At 61.1% G+C, this 16,618-nt stretch carries 15 protein-coding genes; 10 read left to right on the plus strand and 5 right to left on the minus strand.

What is annotated here, in order from left to right; translation table 11 throughout:
• Nucleotides 1-97: 97 nt before the first annotated feature.
• The 3 genes from AB4O05_RS24375 to AB4O05_RS24385 all read left to right on the plus strand — a co-directional run bounded on the left by AB4O05_RS24375 (nt 98) and on the right by AB4O05_RS24385 (nt 2,241).
• Complete coding sequence (locus AB4O05_RS24375; protein ID WP_460134879.1) at nt 98-847, plus strand: helix-turn-helix transcriptional regulator; 750 nt, start codon at nt 98-100, stop codon at nt 845-847.
• Between the two features lie 99 nt (nt 848-946).
• Nucleotides 947-1,831, plus strand: coding sequence for a DMT family transporter (locus tag AB4O05_RS24380; RefSeq protein ID WP_460134878.1), 885 nt, complete (start codon nt 947-949; stop codon nt 1,829-1,831).
• 128 nt (nt 1,832-1,959) lie between these two features.
• Nucleotides 1,960-2,241: a hypothetical protein gene (locus AB4O05_RS24385; protein WP_460134877.1), complete on the plus strand. Its 282-nt coding sequence runs from the start codon at nt 1,960-1,962 to the stop codon at nt 2,239-2,241.
• Nucleotides 2,242-2,280: 39 nt separating this feature from the next.
• Here the strand turns inward: AB4O05_RS24385 and AB4O05_RS24390 are convergent, their stop codons facing one another.
• Nucleotides 2,281-2,568 carry an Rdx family protein gene (locus AB4O05_RS24390; RefSeq protein WP_460137496.1) on the minus strand — a complete coding sequence of 96 codons (288 nt, stop codon included), beginning with the start codon at nt 2,566-2,568 and terminating at the stop codon, nt 2,281-2,283.
• Between the two features lie 84 nt (nt 2,569-2,652).
• Here AB4O05_RS24390 and AB4O05_RS24395 point away from each other — a divergent pair, with 84 nt between their 5' ends.
• The gene (locus tag AB4O05_RS24395) at nt 2,653-4,842 is read left to right on the plus strand and encodes a patatin-like phospholipase family protein (protein WP_460137495.1); all 2,190 of its coding nucleotides are present in this window, start codon (nt 2,653-2,655) and stop codon (nt 4,840-4,842) included.
• 87 nt (nt 4,843-4,929) lie between these two features.
• Here the strand turns inward: AB4O05_RS24395 and AB4O05_RS24400 are convergent, their stop codons facing one another.
• Together AB4O05_RS24400 and recQ are read right to left on the minus strand one after the other, a co-directional pair.
• Nucleotides 4,930-5,364, minus strand: coding sequence for a MarR family transcriptional regulator (locus AB4O05_RS24400; RefSeq protein WP_460134876.1), 435 nt, complete (start codon nt 5,362-5,364; stop codon nt 4,930-4,932).
• 121 nt (nt 5,365-5,485) lie between these two features.
• Nucleotides 5,486-7,612 (minus strand): DNA helicase RecQ, encoded by a 2,127-nt coding sequence (gene recQ, locus AB4O05_RS24405; protein ID WP_460134875.1) that lies wholly within the window; start codon nt 7,610-7,612, stop codon nt 5,486-5,488.
• Nucleotides 7,613-7,888: 276 nt separating this feature from the next.
• On the opposite strand from recQ, the gene AB4O05_RS24410 reads away from it, so the two are divergent.
• From AB4O05_RS24410 to AB4O05_RS24420, 3 genes are all read left to right on the plus strand, one after another.
• Complete coding sequence (locus AB4O05_RS24410) at nt 7,889-8,476, plus strand: UPF0149 family protein (RefSeq protein WP_460134874.1); 588 nt, start codon at nt 7,889-7,891, stop codon at nt 8,474-8,476.
• Between the two features lie 20 nt (nt 8,477-8,496).
• Entirely contained in the window at nt 8,497-8,880 is a 384-nt protein-coding gene (locus AB4O05_RS24415; protein ID WP_460137494.1) for a YbaN family protein, read from the plus strand.
• A gap of 114 nt (nt 8,881-8,994) precedes the next feature.
• Entirely contained in the window at nt 8,995-12,465 is a 3,471-nt protein-coding gene (locus AB4O05_RS24420) for a hybrid sensor histidine kinase/response regulator (protein WP_460134872.1), read from the plus strand.
• A 35-nt stretch (nt 12,466-12,500) separates the two neighbouring features.
• On the opposite strand, the gene AB4O05_RS24425 is transcribed toward AB4O05_RS24420, so the two are convergent.
• Complete coding sequence (locus tag AB4O05_RS24425; protein WP_460137493.1) at nt 12,501-13,865, minus strand: DNA recombination protein RmuC; 1,365 nt, start codon at nt 13,863-13,865, stop codon at nt 12,501-12,503.
• Nucleotides 13,866-14,040: 175 nt separating this feature from the next.
• On the minus strand, nt 14,041-14,364 hold the full coding sequence (locus AB4O05_RS24430) for a sel1 repeat family protein (RefSeq protein WP_460134871.1): 324 nt from the start codon (nt 14,362-14,364) through the stop codon (nt 14,041-14,043).
• A 458-nt stretch (nt 14,365-14,822) separates the two neighbouring features.
• Between AB4O05_RS24430 and AB4O05_RS24435 the strand changes: the two genes are divergently transcribed.
• The 3 genes from AB4O05_RS24435 to AB4O05_RS24445 all read left to right on the plus strand — a co-directional run bounded on the left by AB4O05_RS24435 (nt 14,823) and on the right by AB4O05_RS24445 (nt 16,558).
• A complete protein-coding gene (locus tag AB4O05_RS24435; protein WP_460134870.1) occupies nt 14,823-15,128 on the plus strand; it encodes a hypothetical protein in 306 nt (101 codons plus the stop codon).
• Nucleotides 15,129-15,571: 443 nt separating this feature from the next.
• On the plus strand, nt 15,572-15,796 hold the full coding sequence (locus tag AB4O05_RS24440) for a hypothetical protein (RefSeq protein WP_007898912.1): 225 nt from the start codon (nt 15,572-15,574) through the stop codon (nt 15,794-15,796).
• A 279-nt stretch (nt 15,797-16,075) separates the two neighbouring features.
• Nucleotides 16,076-16,558: a hypothetical protein gene (locus AB4O05_RS24445; RefSeq protein WP_460134869.1), complete on the plus strand. Its 483-nt coding sequence runs from the start codon at nt 16,076-16,078 to the stop codon at nt 16,556-16,558.
• Nucleotides 16,559-16,618 lie beyond the last annotated feature (60 nt).

The following is a 16,618-nucleotide window of genomic DNA, read 5'->3' on the forward strand; positions in this document are numbered from 1 at the left end:
GATTAATAGCTCATGACAACTGTGCGTCAGTCTGATGACAGCGCTCGCCGGCCGCGAAGCGTTGTAGACTGTCGCCCTGCTACCCCAGGAGACCGCGATGCGACCGACGCTCACGCTACGCCACTACCTCGAAGCGCCCATCGCCCACAGCCATGAGCATGCGCAGTTGGTGTTCGGCCTTTCCGGTCATCTGGACCTGGAAGTCGATGGCCTCGGCAGCCAGGTGCGAGAAAGCAGCGTGATGGTCCTGCCCTTCTGCGCCCACCATGCCTGTGGTAGCCGCGATGGCAGCCGCTGCTTGGTGCTGGACGTGCCCACCGAGCATTGGCTGCTGCAATCCTTGGGCGAACATGCCGATGCCACCCGCCGCCTGCTCGACCAACCGGCTCGCCTGACCCTGGATGCCCGGCAACACCAATTGGTGCAATGGCTGGCCCACAGCCCGGTGAACGACCCGTTGATCGTCCAGCAAGGCGCGGTGCTGTTGCTGGCCAGCCTCAACCATTCGCCCGCCCCACCGGAGCCGGGCCGACGCCTGCCGTATGCAGCGTTCAACGCCCATATCGAACGCCACGTCGCTCACCCCCTGCAGGTGGCCGACCTGGCGCGTATCGCCGACCTGTCGGTGGCACGCCTGCACGCGCGCTTTCTCGCCGAATGCGGGCAAACGCCCATGGACTACATCCGCAGCCGTCGCCTGCAGATGGCCCTGACCCTGTTGCGGGAAACACCGCTGCCCGTCGGTGAAATCGCCGAACGCGTCGGCTACACCTCGCAAAGTGCGTTTGCTGCTGCCATGTTGCGGGCATTCGGCGCCTCTCCCGTTGCACTGCGGCGGTCTGCGTAGGGAGAGTCTGGCGCTAAACATCGCGAGCCTCGCGACAGACGCCCGCCCCTGGCCCCTCTAGACTGCGAGTCTGTCACTCTCGTTGGTTCAAGGATCGCAATGACTCCCCGCTCAGCCCTCGGCGCCCTGCATATCGGCGCATTGATGTTTGGCCTTACCGGTGTATTCGGCAAGCTGGCGGCCGCCTCGCCGGCCATTATCGTGTTTGGGCGTGCGGTATTTGCCGTGCTGGCCCTGGCGATGTTTGCCCGGTTTGCCAGCGACACCGCCTGGAAAAAACTCGAACGGCGCGACTGGCGCCGCCTGCTGGCCAGCGGGGTATTGCTGGCGGCACATTGGGTCACGTTCTTCATGGCGGTCAAGGTGGCCGGCGTGGCAGTGGCTACATTGGGGTTTACCGCATTCCCGGCGTTTACCGTGATTCTCGAAGGGCTGATCTTCCGTGAGCGCATCCGCGCCAACGAGGTGCTGCTGGTGGTGCTGGTGAGTGTCGGCCTGGTGTTGGTCACGCCAGACTTCAACCTGGCCAGCGAAGCCACCGGCGGCCTGCTCTGGGGTATCGTGTCGGGGCTGCTGTTTTCACTGTTGTCCCTGAACAACCGCGCCAGCTCCGGACGCATCCCGGCCGTGCAGGCGGCGTTGTGCCAGAACGTAGTGGTCGCAGCGTGCCTGCTGCCGGTGGCGGCGCCAGGTCTGGCGGATGTGCGTGGAATCGACTGGTTGTGGATCGGCCTGCTTGGCGTGTTCTGCACCGGCCTGGCCCACAGCTTGTTTGTCGCCAGCCTCGCAGTGATCAAGGCGCGCACAGCCTCGGTGGTGTTTGCCATGGAGCCGGTGTACGGCATCACAATGGCCTGGCTGCTGTTTGCCGAAACCCCGACACTGCGCATGCTGTTGGGTGGTGCATTGATCATCGTCGCCATCGTGCTCTCGGGGCTCACGGGCAGCGCCAGCCAGGCCAAGCAGCCGGCAGCAACGGCCTGATCTATACTCTGCCCATCCGCAACAGTCTGTCGTCGTTCAACGGATACTGACTCCTCGACGACAGCCATGATGTTTGAAGTTGCTGCAAGCGAGTGGTCACTCCATTAACGCTATGCAGGGGTTTCATCATGGAAGTGTTCATCAGTTTGCTGCTTCAAATCATCAGCGGCGCCGTCGGCGGCAATTTAGCCGGCATGACCAAACAGAGCCTGGGCACCGGGCTCAACACCATGCTTGGCGGTATCGGCGGCCTGATACTGGGCCAGGTTGTCTCGGCATTGACCGGCACCTCAGGCGGCGAAACGCTGGATGTGGCGGCGGTCGGCAGCAATATCGTCGGCAGTGGCATCGGCGGCCTGGTGTTGACGTGGGTCGTGGGCTTCATCAAAAACAAGATGGCCACCAAGTAACGTGCATCGGTGGGTCACCGCCCTCGGCGGCGGTGACCTTCACGACGTCCGATCGTTGTGCCCCAGGTCGCGTTGCGGGTCGATCCGGTCACGCACCCGCTGCTTCAATACCTTGGCCTCTGGAAAACCGCCATCGGCCTTGCGCTCCCAGATCTGCGCACCGTCGCAGGTGATACGAAACGCCCCCCCGGTAGCCGGCTCCAGCGACACTTTGCCCAGGTCATCGGCAAAGGTGCTCAGCAGCTCCTGGGCCAGCCACGCAGCGCGCAACAGCCACTGGCACTGGGTGCAATAGGTGATGACGATCTCGGGTTTGCTCGCGGACATCATTTGACAGGCTCCAGGCATAACAAGGGATGAGGACCGGATGGCTATAATACCGGCCTTTATCGCCCAGCCTCGAGATTCATGATGCGCCGCTTGTTGTCCTGCCTGTTCCTGTGCCTCATCCCCCTTCTTGCCGACGCCATTGAACCACCGCGCCCTAAAATCGGCCTGGTACTGTCCGGCGGGGCCGCCCGTGGCCTGGCGCATATCGGTGTGCTCAAGGCGCTGGAGGAACAGGGCATCCCTATCGACGCTATCGCCGGCACCAGCATGGGCGCGGTGATTGGCGGGCTGTACGCCTCGGGCTACAAGATCGACGAACTGGAAAAACTCGCGCTGAGTATCGACTGGCAGCAGGCCCTGTCCGACGCGCCACCGCGCGAGGATGTGCCGTTTCGACGCAAACAGGATGACCGGGACTTTCTGGTCAAGCAGAAGCTGAGCTTTCGCGATGATGGCAGCCTCGGCCTGCCCCTGGGCGTGATCCAGGGTCAGAACCTGGCGCTGCTGCTGGAAAGCATGTTCGCCCACAGCAGTAACACGCGTAATTTCGACAAGCTGCCCATTCCGTTCCGCGCCGTGGCGACTGACATCACCACGGGCGAAAAAGTGGTGTTCAGCAAAGGCCACCTGCCCCAGGTGATCCGTGCCAGCATGTCGATCCCGGCAGTGTTCGCTCCGGTGGAGCTGGACGGCCGCCTGCTGGTTGACGGCGGCATGACTGATAACATCCCTTTGGATGTGGCGCGGGAAATGGGCGTCGACATCGCCATCGTGGTGGATATCGGTACCCCGCTTCGCTCGCGCAAGCAACTGGCCACGGTGGTGGATGTGCTCAACCAGTCCATCACCCTGATGACCCGGCGCAACTCCGAAGAACAACTCAAGGCCCTGCACCCCAAAGACGTACTGATCCAACCGCCCCTGGCGGCCTACGGCGTGACGGATTTCGGTCGTGCCAAAGACATGATCGACGCGGGCTACCGCGCCACCCGCGCCCTCGACCTGCGCCTGGCACATTTGCGCCCCGCCGAGCCGATCGACCCCGAACTGGTGGCCGCGCGCGCCCCAGGCGAGCGCACTCCGGTGATCACCGCAATCACGGTAGAAAACGACTCTAAAGTCAGCGACGACGTCATCCGCTACTACATCCGCCAGCCGCTGGGCGAACCGCTGAACCTCGGCCGTTTGCAAACCGACATGGGCACCTTGTATGGCCTGGACTATTTCGAGCAGGTGCAATACCGCGTGGTGAAAAAGGGCAAGGACAACACCCTGGTGATCAGCGCGCGCGGCAAGCGCAGTGGCACCGACTACCTGCGCCTTGGCCTGAGCCTGTCGGATGATATGCGTGGCGACAGCGCCTTCAACCTCGGTGCCAGCTACCGCATGAACGGCATCAACCGCCTCGGTGCCGAATGGCTGACGCGGATGCAGATCGGTGATCGGCAAGAACTGTACAGTGAGTTCTACCAACCGATGGACACGGGCTCGCGCTACTTCGTCGCCCCCTATATCAACGCACAGGCGCAGAACGTGGAGCTGATCATGGACAACGATCCGATCTCCGAATATCGCCTGGAACGCTACGGTTTCGGCCTGAACGTGGGGCGCCAGATCGGCAACAGCGGCGAGATCCGCTTCGGTGTCGGCGAGGCCTGGGGCAAGGCCAATGTGCGCATCGGTGACCGTAACTTGCCGAGCGTGAGTTTCAGCGAAGGCTTTTATGAATTGAAATACTCCTTCGACTCCCTGGATAACGTGTATTTCCCCCACTCCGGCGAGAACATCGGCCTGGCCTACCGCGAATTCGAGCCGGGGCTGGGCTCCGACCAGCGCTACCGGCAATGGGAATTCAAACTGGACAAGGCCATGAGCAACGGACCGGACACCCTGGTACTGGGCGGACGTTATGGACGCACCCTGGATGATTCGGATGTGGTGATTTCCAGCTTCCTGCTCGGCGGCGCACGACAACTGTCGGGCTTTCGCCAGGATGCAATCTCAGGGCAGAACGTCAGCCTGATGCGCGCGGTGTACTACCGCCGCCTGACGCCGCGATCCTACCTGCCCTTGGATTTCCCGCTGTACCTGGGCGCGTCCCTGGAACGGGGCCGGGCGTGGAACAACGACAATGAATTCGACAGCGGCTATATCAACGCAGCAAGTATTTTCCTGGGGTTTGATACACCGTTGGGGCCGCTGAACTTCAGCTACGGGTTCAATGATGATAATCAGAAGGCGGTGTACCTGAACCTGGGACAGACGTTCTGATACAAGGCTGGACGACTGTCGAAGCAGGCTTGTTGTGGTGAGCAGGCACGCCACAACAAGCCCGCGCGGCATGAATCGGTGTTTGACTCAGGACTTTTCCAGATTCGCCAGGATGTGACCATGCACGCGCATGCACACCCGCATATCCGCTTCGTCCACCCCCATGAACAGCTCTTGACGCAAGGCGGTGGCAATGGTTTCGATCTGCTCGATCAAGGGGCGGGCGGTGTCACACAACAGAATGCGCTTTGCTCGTCGGTCTTCCACAACGGCCTGGCGCTGCACCAGGCCCTGGCTCTCGAGGCTGTCGAGTAAACGGGCAAGGGTCGGCCCTTCTACACCGACGCTTTGCGCCAGCTCGCGCTGGGTAGGGGCTTCTTCAAAGCGAGCCAGGTGCAGCAGCACCAGCCAGCGTGCCTGGGACAACCCCAGCCCCGCCAAGCGGCGGTCCAACTCAGCCCGCCAACCTCGGGACATTTGCGCCAACTGCATGCCAAAACGGTGTTGATCGGTTAACGGCATAAAAAACTCATGATTTAGACTGAAAATAAAATTTGGCTAATTATTAGTCAGCTAAGCATGAGCCTTGCCCGCAGGCAAGAGATGCTATGCGCTGATTCGTTACATTGTCGTAATTGACACACTAAATTTCGAATTCAGACTGCAACGCCGCGCGCACGCAGTACAAAACCCCCTCAGGAACGCGTCCGGTAAACAGCGGGGCGATCTCGGCAACAGGTGGCAGTTCGCCCTCGCCGTCGAGGAACGCGTCCTGGATCTCGCCGAGCAAATCCTCGGGCAAATCCAGGCCCTGCTCCAGCGACAACTGCTGCTTGGCAATGGCTTCGGCGAGCAAGGTGTAGACGTTTTTCTCTGAGCACTGCAACTGGCCGGCGATCTGGATCGGCGTCATGCCTGCGCGGGCCAGGCTGATCAGTTCGTGGCGAATATCGGCCACCTCCTTCGGCGCTTCGGCCTGGCCGCCGAGCACTTCGAGGAACGCCTGGCCGTAGCGCTCCAACTTGCGCGCCCCCACACCACTGACCCGCGCCATTTCGGCCAGGGTAGTGGGCTGCTCGCGGAGCATTTCCAGCAAGGTCGAGTCGGGGAAAATAACGTAAGGCGGCACGCTGTGTTCCTGCGCCAGTTTGCGCCGCAGGCTGCGCAAGGCTTCCCACTGTTCGCGCTCCTCCCCGCGTACAAGCTGGCTGGCCTGGCTGGTGCTGCTCTTGGCGGTGGTCTGCGGCTTGAGATCACGGCGCAGCTCCAGGCTGACTTCGCCCTTGAGCAATGGCCGGCAGCTGTCGTTCAGGCGCAGTCCGCCGAACCCCTCGATGTCGATGTCCACCAGGCCGCGCGCGACCATCTGGCGGAACAGCGAGCGCCACTCGCCTTCGGCGCGAGCCTTGCCAACGCCATAGACCGAGAGCTTTTCGTGGCCGAAGCTGCGCACCTTTTCGTTGTCCTTGCCCAGCAGCACATCCACCAGATGGCCCACGCCATAACGCTGGCCCGTGCGATAGATCGCCGACAAACCCTGGCGCGCCGGCTCGGTGGCGTCCCAGGTCTGCACACCGTCCACACAGTTATCACAGTGGCCACATGGCTCGGGCATGTCCTCGTCGAAATACGCCAGCAAGGTCTGGCGGCGGCAGCGTGTCTCCTCGCACAACGAGAGCATGGCGTCGAGCTTGTGTTGCTCCAGGCGCTTGTGGCGCTCATCGCCTTCGGAGTTCTGCAGCATCTGCTTGAGCATCACCACGTCCTGCAGGCCGTAGACCATCCAGGCATCCGCGGGCAGGCCGTCACGGCCGGCGCGACCGGTTTCCTGGTAGTAGGCCTCGAGGGACTTGGGCAAGTCCATGTGCGCGACAAAGCGCACGTTGGATTTATCGATCCCCATGCCGAAAGCAATGGTCGCCACCATGATCAACCCCTCTTCATTGAGGAAGCGCTTCTGGTGCGCGGAGCGGGTCTCATTGGGCAGGCCGGCGTGATAGGGCAGCGCCGGGTAGCCTTGCTCGCAGAGGAACGCGGCCACTTCATCGACTTTCTTGCGCGACAGGCAGTAGACGATACCGGCATCGCTGCGCCGTTCGGAGAGAAACGCCAGCAACTGCTTGCGCGGCTGCTCCTTGGGTACGATGCGGTAGAAAATATTCGGGCGGTCGAAGCTCGACAGGAAGCGCTCGGCGTTCTGCAGGTGCAGGCGCTCGACGATTTCTTCGCGGGTGCGTTTGTCGGCGGTAGCGGTCAGGGCGATACGCGGCACGTCGGGAAACAGTTCGGCCAACTGGCCCAACTGCAGATATTCACGGCGAAAATCGTGACCCCACTGCGATACGCAGTGAGCTTCATCGATGGCGAACAGGGCAATCTCCAGGCTCTGCAGGAACGCCAGCATGCGCGGCTGCACCAGCCGTTCGGGAGCCAGGTAGAGCATCTTCACTTCGCCACGCTTGATCCGCGCGGCCAGGTCACGCTGCTGTTCGGCGCTGAGGGTGGAGTTCAAGGAAGCGGCGGCAACGCCGAGTTCTTCCAAGGTCGCCACCTGATCGTCCATCAAGGCGATCAACGGCGACACCACCACGGCCAGTCCGTTGCGCAGCAATGCCGGGACCTGGAAGCACAACGACTTGCCGCCACCGGTAGGCATCAGGACCAGAGCATCACCACCGCTGGCCACGCGCTCAATGATCGCACCCTGGCGGCCACGAAAACTGTCGTAGCCGAAGATGTCCTTGAGGACGCGTTGAGCCTGCTCGAGCATGTATAACTCCAAAAATAGTCCCGAAACCCTTTGTACAGGCTGGCCGAAAAAAAACGCCTTCACGGAAAATAATCCGTAAGCGAAGTTTTCGCGGACTGGTGCCTGGCCTGCACGGGCATCACAAAACGCGGCAGTATACCCGAGCGTCATCCGGCAAAGGGCGCCACCGACGAATTGCTGCCCGTCTCTAAAACCTGGCAAATATGCATGCCGACTGGCTTGGGCGCGCAAGAACGCCTAGAATTCAGCATCGTTTATTCCCAAGGTAGTCCTTCAATGTCCTTCGCTGAGCAATTAACCCGCCTGCAAGCCTTCCTCGACGCCGATGAGCTGCATGACGAGGCGCTGGACTACGTGGCCGCTCACGGCTACCTGACCGCCCTGTCGATCTGCTCCGAAGTCGTACCTGACCGTGAATGGATCGACGCGTTGTTCGCCGAAGAGCCGCACTACGCCGATGCCGCCCAGCGCGAAGAAATCGAAGCCACCCTGATCGCCCTCAAGGCTCACATCGCTCGCCAGCTGGCCTCCGACGAGGAATTCGAGCTGCCGTGCGACTTGGACCTGGGTGAAGAGCCAGACGATTCCGACCTGCGCGGCTGGTGCATCGGCTTCATGGAAGGCGTGTTCCTGCGCGAGGCAGCCTGGTTCGAATCCGCCGAGGAAGAAGTCAGCGAGATGCTGCTGCCGATCATGGTCGGTTCGGGCCTGTTCGAGGAGGAGGCCGAGTTCTCCGACATCGCCGCCGACGCCAACCTGATGGACGACATGATCGTCCAGATCCCGGAAGCCCTGACCGCGCTGTACCTGCTGTGCAACGCACCTGACGAAAAACCGGCGATCCTCAAGCCACGTCACCACTGAGTCGCTTGCCCGTGGCACCCATGGGCAACCGCTCGGCGCTCCTGCGTTACGCGCTGCTGGCCATCGGCTGGTTAAGCGTGGCGCTGGGAGTAATCGGCATTTTCCTCCCGGTATTGCCGACCACCCCCTTCCTCCTGCTTGCCGCCGCCTGCTTCGCCCGAAGCTCCCCGCGCTTCTACCAATGGCTGGTGGAACACCCGCGCCTGGGCCCATGGATTCGTGACTACCTGGACGGCAACGGCATCCCGCTCAAGGGCAAGGTCTACGCCATCGGTCTAATGTGGCTGAGCATCGGTTTTTCCTGCTACCTGGTGCCGCTGCCCTGGGCGCGCGCCTTCATGCTGACCAGCGCCGTGCTGGTGACGATCTACATCCTGCGCCAGAAAACCCTGCCGCCACGCTGAACCGCGACATCAAGTCGCGCTCAGACCTTGGTCGACACTGACTAACCCCAAGCATCATGCGAGACTGTCCAACCGGGCCTGGAATGCCTGGGCGTTCTTATGTTCGGAGTTACCATGACGCTGTCCAGCGGGCTGATCGCCGCCGTTGCCCTGGCCTATATGGCCATTATGTTTGCCATCGCTTTCTACGGTGACCGCCGCCATGCGCCGCTGCCACCGCGTATGCGCGCCTGGGTATATAGCTTGTCGCTGGCGGTGTATTGCACCAGTTGGACGTTCTTTGGCGCCGTAGGCCAAGCTGCGGAACAGTTGTGGGCCTTTTTACCAATCTACCTCGGACCGGTGCTGTTGCTGGTGCTGGCACCCTGGGTGCTGCAAAAGATGATCCTGATCAGCAAGCAGGAAAACATCACCTCCATCGCCGACTTTATCGCCGCTCGCTATGGCAAGTCCCAGTCCCTGGCGGTGGTGGTCGCGCTGATCTGCCTGGTGGGCGTGCTGCCGTATATCGCCCTGCAACTCAAAGGCATCGTGCTGGGGGTAAACCTGCTGATCGGCGCTGGCGCCGACACCACCGGTACCCGGGCCCAGGACACGGCGCTGATCGTGTCACTGGTGCTGGCGCTGTTCACCATTGTGTTCGGTACCCGCAACCTCGACGCCACCGAACACCACCGTGGCATGGTGCTGGCAATTGCGTTTGAATCGCTCGTCAAGCTGTTCGCGTTTCTGGCCGTCGGTGCGTTCGTGACCTACGGCCTGTATGACGGCTTCGGCGACCTGTTCAGCCAGGCGATGCTGGCGCCGCGCCTGGAGGAATACTGGAAGGAGACCGTCAACTGGCCGTCGATGGTGGTCCAGACCGGCGTGGCCATGATGGCGATCATCTGTCTGCCCCGACAGTTTCATGTGACGGTGGTTGAAAACATCGACCCGCAGGACCTGCGCCTGGCCAAATGGGTGTTCCCGGCGTACCTGATCCTGGCTGCGCTGTTTGTCGTGCCCATCGCCCTCGGCGGCAAAATGATGCTGCCCGGCACCGTGATGCCGGATTCCTATGTGATCAGCCTGCCCATGGCCGAAGCCCACCCGGCGCTGGCGGTACTGGCGTTCATCGGCGGCGCATCGGCAGCCACCGGCATGGTGATTGTCGCGAGCATCGCCTTGTCGACCATGGTCTCCAACGACATGTTGCTGCCCTGGCTGCTGCGCCGTTCCAGCTCGGAGCGGCCGTTCGAGGTGTTCCGCCACTGGATGCTCTCAGTGCGCCGGGTCAGCATTGTGCTCATTCTGCTGCTGGCTTATGTCAGCTACCGCCTGCTGGGCTCTACCGCGAGCCTGGCGACCATCGGCCAGATCGCCTTTGCCGCCGTAACCCAACTGGCCCCGGCCATGCTCGGCGCGCTGTACTGGAAGCAGGCCAACCGGCGTGGTGTATTTGCCGGGCTGGCGGCAGGTACGTTCCTGTGGTTCTACACATTGGTGCTACCGGTAACCGCAAAGAGCCTGGGCTGGTCCCTCAGCCTGTTCCCCGGCCTGACGTGGCTGCATTCACACCCATTGGGCTTGTCCGTCACCTCGCTGACCCTGGGCACCGTGTTCTCCCTGGCGGGCAACTTCACGCTGTTTGTCTGGGTGTCGATGCTGTCGCGCACGCGGGTCTCCGAGCACTGGCAAGCAGGGCGCTTCATTGGCCAGGAGATCAGCCAGCGCGCCAATGCCCGCTCAATGCTGTCGGTGCAGATCAGCGACCTGCTCAGCCTGGCGGCGCGCTTTGTCGGTGAAGAGCGCGCCCAGCAGAGCTTTATCCGCTTCGCCTATCGCCAGGGCAAAGGCTTCAACCCCAACCAGAATGCCGACAACGACTGGATCGCGCACACCGAGCGCCTGCTGGCCGGTGTCCTCGGCGCATCGTCGACCCGAGCGGTGGTGAAGGCCGCCATTGAAGGGAGGGACATGCAGCTGGAGGACGTCGTAAGGATCGCTGACGAAGCATCGGAAGTGCTGCAATTCAACCGGGCATTGTTGCAAGGCGCCATCGAAAATATCACCCAGGGCATCAGCGTGGTGGACCAGTCCCTCAAGCTGGTGGCCTGGAACCGGCGCTATCTGGAACTGTTCAATTACCCGGAGGGGCTGATCAGCGTAGGCCGGCCAATCGCCGATATCATCCGCTACAACGCCGAACGTGGCCTGTGCGGACCGGGCGAGGCCGAAGTGCACGTGGCACGGCGCCTGCACTGGATGCGCCAGGGCCGCGCGCATACCTCCGAGCGCCTGTTCCCCAATGGGCGGGTGATCGAGCTGATCGGCAACCCCATGCCCGGCGGCGGCTTTGTCATGAGTTTCACTGACATCACCGCATTCCGTGAAGCCGAGCAGGCACTCACCGAGGCCAACGAGGGGCTTGAGCAACGGGTCACCGAGCGTACCCATGAACTGTCGCAGCTCAATGTGGCGCTCACCGATGCCAAAGGCGTGGCCGAATCCGCCAACCAGTCGAAAACCCGTTTTCTGGCGGCTGTCAGTCACGACCTGATGCAACCGTTGAACGCCGCACGCCTGTTCTCCGCTGCCCTCTCCCACCAGAACGACGGTCTGTCCAGCGAAGCCCGGCAACTGGTGCAGCACCTGGACAGTTCGCTGCGCTCCGCCGAAGACCTGATCAGCGACCTGCTGGATATCTCGCGCCTGGAAAACGGCAAGATCAATCCGCAGCGCCAGCCCTTTGCGCTCAACGAGCTGTTCGACACCTTGGGCGCGGAATTCAAGGTTCTCGCCCAGGAACAAGGCTTGCGCTTTCGCCTGCGCGGCAGTCGCTTGCGCGTTGACAGTGACATCAAGCTGCTGCGACGAATTCTGCAGAATTTTCTCACCAACGCTTTCCGCTATGCCGACGGCCCGGTGCTGCTGGGCGTTCGTCGACGCAACGGGGAGCTGTGCCTGGAAGTCTGGGACCGTGGCCCTGGCATCCCGCTGGATAAACAAAAGGTGATCTTCGAAGAGTTCAAGCGCCTGGACAGTCACCAGACTCGAGCGGAAAAAGGCCTGGGCCTCGGCCTGGCGATTGCCGACGGCTTGTGCCGCGTGCTGGGCCATCGCCTGCGTGTGCGCTCATGGCCAGGCAAGGGCAGCGTGTTCAGTGTGAGCGTGCCACTGGCGCGCAACCAGGCCAGCCCACAGGTCAAGGCAGCACAGGAAAATGGCCTGCCCATGAGCGGTGCGCAGGTGCTGTGCGTGGACAACGAAGAGAGCATCCTGATCGGCATGCGCAGCCTGCTGACCCGCTGGGGCTGCGAGGTGTGGACCGCCACCGACCAGGCGCAATGCGCGGCGCTGCTGGCCGAGGGCGTGCGCCCGCAACTGGCGCTGGTGGATTACCACCTGGACCATGGTGAAACCGGTACCGAGTTGATGGGGTGGCTGCGCGCGCAATTGGCCGAGCCGATTCCGGGCGTGGTGATCAGCGCCGACGGCCGCCCGGAAATGGTGGCCCAGGTGCATGCGGCAGGGCTCGATTACCTGGCCAAGCCGGTGAAGCCGGCGGCGTTGCGGGCGTTGCTCAGTCGGCATCTGCCGCTTTGACCAAGCCATCCCGGCCGCACATTTTCGAGCCGGGTTTATTCAGGTAAATGGGCGACGCCATCTGAGTCCGTCATCGCCCTTTCCAGCAAATCCGCCGGCAGGCTTTTACTAGCGCGGGCACCGAGCAGCCTCAGTTGCTCGGTGCGGCTGACCAGATTGCCGCGACCCTCTGTAAGCTTGTTCCGCGCCGCGCTGTAAGCCTTGTCCAACTGCTGCAACCGGTTGCCCACTTCATCCAGATCCTGGATAAACAGCACGAACTTGTCGTACAGCCAGCCGGCGCGCTCGGCGATTTCCCGGGCGTTCTGGCTTTGGCGCTCTTGCTTCCACAGGCTGTCGATCACTCGCAGGGTGGCGAGCAAGGTGGTGGGGCTGACGATCACGATATGCCGGTCGAAGGCCTCCTGGAACAGGTTCGGCTCGGCCTGCAGCGCTGCGGAAAACGCCGCCTCAATGGGCACGAACAACAAGACGAAATCCAGGCTGTGCAAGCCTTCCAAACGTTTGTAGTCCTTGCCGGCCAAGCCTTTGACATGATTGCGCAGGGACAGCACGTGCTGCTTCAACGCCGCCTGGCCGATCACCTCGTCATCGGCGGCGACGTACTGCTGGTACGCCGTCAAGCTGACCTTGGAATCGACCACCACCTGTTTGTCACCGGGCAGCATGATCAGCACGTCCGGCTGGAAACGCTCGCCATCCGGGCCCTTGAGGCTGACCTGGGTCTGGTACTCGCGGCCCTTCTCCAGACCGGCATGTTCCAGCACCCGTTCGAGGATCAACTCACCCCAGTTGCCTTGGGTTTTCTGGCCCTTGAGGGCGCGGGTCAGGTTGGTGGCTTCGTCTGAGAGACGCAGGTTCAGCTGTTGCAGGCGCTCAAGCTCCTTGGCCAGGGAAAAGCGTTCGCGCGCTTCGTTCTGATAGCTTTCTTCCACGCGTTTTTCGAAGGACTGGATACGCTCCTTCAATGGGTCAAGCAATTGGCCCAGGCGCTCCTGGCTGGTTTCGGCAAAGCGCTGCTCGCGCTCGTCGAAGATCTTGCCGGCCAGCTCCGCGAACTGCGCCCGCAGCTCGTCGCGCGAGCCTTGCAGGTCGGCCAGGCGCTGCTGGTGACTGTCCTGTTGCTCACGCAGTTCGGCACGCAGGGCCGCTGCCAAGGCGTCGAGGCGTCGCAATTCGGTTTCTTTGGCACTGCGGTCGAGGTTCCAGGCATGGGCGGCGTCGCGGGCGTTATCGCGGTCGATCTGCAACAGTTCGACCTCTCGACACGCGGCGGCCAGGTCGGCTTGCCTGGCGGCATTGGCCTGGCTCAGGTCACTGATTTCATCACGACTGGCCTCCAACTGCGCGGCGAGACCTTCCTGGGCCAGCTGCGCGGTGGCCAGGCGCTCTTCAAGCAGTTCCCAGCCGGTGGTGCGCGCGGTCAGCCGTCGTTGCAGTTGCCAGCACACCGCCAATAACGGCACAGCAGCGCCAGCAAGGCCCAGGGCAATGCTGGTCCAGTCAAAAGCCATAACCATTTCTGCCATCACCGAAAAAGAGCAAGGTTAACCAAGCATAGAGCGGGAGGACAGCTCAGTCTTCGACCTGGCCCAGTTCACGTTGGGCACGACGGTCGCCGGCGCGAGCGGCCAGGCGCAACAGGTCGTGGCCGATGCGGCGGTCGCGGGCGTTGCCGCATTCACGGCACATCAATTGACCCAGACGGCTTTGAGCGGCAACCACACCGTCACGCGCAGGCTGCTTGAGCAAGCGACCGGCAAAGTGTTTGACGTTAGTGTTGTGCCCCAGGCGCGGACTGTCGAGCAGCCACAGGGCAACCTTCAAGGAGAAACGCTTGGGTGCGGTAACAGTCTGTAGGGTGTCGGTAACAGAAGGTGATACTGAGCGAAACTTCATAAAGCACTGTGGGATAGAACGGAAGGCGCGCAACTCTACTCTTTTTTTCGCACAGGTAAAGCTGAAAAAACCCTGCACGCCCGTCCTAGAGCAAGCGCTTGGGACAATCCACAGAAGCTGTGGATAACTCAGTGGACAACCCGCCTTTAACTCGCGCAAACGCCCATGGAACGGGGCCCGCAGTCAAACTGACGATTTTTTCACCAATAAAAAAAGCCAGATTTTTCATTGACTTAAATTTCCATTGCAGGCAAATGGCGGTCCTGCAAGGGAGTTGACAGCCCGGTTACATACCCGGCAACTAATGTGCACAAGTACCCACCGGATGGTTATATCCCCGGCATTTTTTGAAGCGATAAGCTGCAAAAATGTTACCGCAAGGGCTAACCAGGGACTTTTCAAATCGACCCAGCCTCGCCACACTCCCCGGCCTACAGCGCAGCGCCAGGGGAGGATCCATGAAAGGAATGCTGTTATTCGCCGTGTTGTTACTGGCCATTTGCGCCATCTCTCTGGGGATCAATGCGGCCCTGCCGTCCCCGGACGGGGCATTGTTTGCGATCGCGATCCTGTTGTCGGCCGCGTTCACGGCCGTGAGCCTGTGTATCGAACTGGGTGAGGGCCGCATCGATAACATGGGCGACGTGATGAAGGTGGTCGAGACCGGCCAGTCCCTGCGCCTGACACTGGCTGCCTATGCGCTTGGCTGTTCGCTGGCGGCAGCCACCACGGTGCTGGTCTACCGTGGCCTGCTGGGCGGCTGATTGAAGTTTTTGGCTCAGCACACTTCCATTACCTGCTCCGATCCGATACTATCCGCAGCGTTAGTACCAAGCTGAAAGTCAATTCTGGTCGAACAACTCCCCTGAACAACACGGGATCGACCACCTAGATGGTTTCCAGGTATCACTTGCGACGACACTGCCTTTGAACAAGCAAAGGGGGTCGTGAAGCGTGCATACTCTGACCGAACCAACCTGCAGATTGATCAGGATCTCCACCCTGGGCCCAGAACCTTTGCCCCTGTTGTGTTGCCTGCCCTCCTAAGTACCTACCTGCCAGCCCAAGCGCGCCTAACTTATCAGCGCTTCAAACTGGCTGCTTTGTTCCAGTCGGGTTCTTCGTTTGATCAATGGTGATCAACGTCACTGGAACGTTTTAACGTTGCACGGTTCTTATCCGTGTCATTTGTAGGAACACCAATAATATGTCCACTCAAATCCATACTCAGGATGCCATTCGCACCCTCACCAATGCTTTTGCCCCAATGAACTGCCTGATCATGGCCGCTCGCAAAGGCTGCTTCAGCTTCACCCTGGTTAACGAACACGGCATCGCACGTCACAGCGAACGCCTGTACCCCGATCAGTACTCCAGCGCAGAACCGCTGCAGGCCGTGATCGAGCGTACCCGTCAGGCACTGGTTGCCTGATCGAACCAAGACGCTGAAACACAAAAAACCCTGTTTAAAACACAGGGTTTTTTATTGCCTGCCATTCGGCTCTCGGGCATCTCCACTAAGTTCAAATAGATATAAATCTTATAACTGAATGAATAAGATGTTTTAAAAACAGTCCTTTACATCACAAATATGACACTACACTTCAACTCAAGCGGCATGATCCGCTTCCGACGAGCCTGAGATTCGATCCACTGCTGCCAAGCCCCCTCCTCTCAGGCTCGTCGACCACGTTCACGGATTGAGGCTTATATGGGTATCGCTGCCAGTGAATTGTGTCGTTATGTGATCCGGCCGACGCTGATGTACCTCGGCCGTCACAATCAAACGGCCGAGTCCCTGCTGCTGGGCATCGCGGCCAGCCAATCGGAACTGGGTTCCGCTTTGCACGACCGGCGTGGGCATGGCCTCTACAGCATCACTGAAACCCGCCATCGCGCCCTGTGGGATAACTACCTGGCCCTGGGCCCCGAGCGTGCCAGCCTGGTACGCGGCCTGGCCAGCCAACATGCATTCCTCGGCGCCCCCCAACTCGAACTCACGGTAAACCTGCGCTACGCCACCGCCATCGCCTGGTTACTGGTGGAACAACACAACCCTACGCTGCCGCCGCCTGGGGACATTTTGGCGATGGCGCGTATCTGGAAAGAAATTTTTCATCCTCAAGGACGACTGCGCGATTTCACTCAAACCTGGCAAACCTGTGTTTCATCCATGAATCACGCGGTTTGCTGACCGGGCAATTTGCAAGATTCGCTCAAAATCCCTAATTCTGGTCGGATTGTCCTACAAAAA

It is taken from the genome of Pseudomonas sp. S1_G07 (assembly GCF_054668565.1).

Bases quoted from the DNA above. Each gene is read 5' to 3' on its own strand.
- AB4O05_RS24375 (WP_460134879.1), top strand. From the start codon at position 98: ATGCGACCGACGCTCACGCTACGCCACTACCTCGAAGCGCCCATCGCC.
- AB4O05_RS24380 (WP_460134878.1), top strand. From the start codon at position 947: ATGACTCCCCGCTCAGCCCTCGGCGCCCTGCATATCGGCGCATTGATG.
- AB4O05_RS24385 (WP_460134877.1), top strand. From the start codon at position 1,960: ATGGAAGTGTTCATCAGTTTGCTGCTTCAAATCATCAGCGGCGCCGTC.
- AB4O05_RS24390 (WP_460137496.1), bottom strand. From the start codon at position 2,568: ATGTCCGCGAGCAAACCCGAGATCGTCATCACCTATTGCACCCAGTGC.
- AB4O05_RS24395 (WP_460137495.1), top strand. From the start codon at position 2,653: ATGCGCCGCTTGTTGTCCTGCCTGTTCCTGTGCCTCATCCCCCTTCTT.
- AB4O05_RS24400 (WP_460134876.1), bottom strand. From the start codon at position 5,364: ATGCCGTTAACCGATCAACACCGTTTTGGCATGCAGTTGGCGCAAATG.
- recQ (WP_460134875.1), bottom strand. From the start codon at position 7,612: ATGCTCGAGCAGGCTCAACGCGTCCTCAAGGACATCTTCGGCTACGAC.
- AB4O05_RS24410 (WP_460134874.1), top strand. From the start codon at position 7,889: ATGTCCTTCGCTGAGCAATTAACCCGCCTGCAAGCCTTCCTCGACGCC.
- AB4O05_RS24415 (WP_460137494.1), top strand. From the start codon at position 8,497: ATGGGCAACCGCTCGGCGCTCCTGCGTTACGCGCTGCTGGCCATCGGC.
- AB4O05_RS24420 (WP_460134872.1), top strand. From the start codon at position 8,995: ATGACGCTGTCCAGCGGGCTGATCGCCGCCGTTGCCCTGGCCTATATG.
- AB4O05_RS24430 (WP_460134871.1), bottom strand. From the start codon at position 14,364: ATGAAGTTTCGCTCAGTATCACCTTCTGTTACCGACACCCTACAGACT.
- AB4O05_RS24435 (WP_460134870.1), top strand. From the start codon at position 14,823: ATGAAAGGAATGCTGTTATTCGCCGTGTTGTTACTGGCCATTTGCGCC.
- AB4O05_RS24440 (WP_007898912.1), top strand. From the start codon at position 15,572: ATGTCCACTCAAATCCATACTCAGGATGCCATTCGCACCCTCACCAAT.
- AB4O05_RS24445 (WP_460134869.1), top strand. From the start codon at position 16,076: ATGGGTATCGCTGCCAGTGAATTGTGTCGTTATGTGATCCGGCCGACG.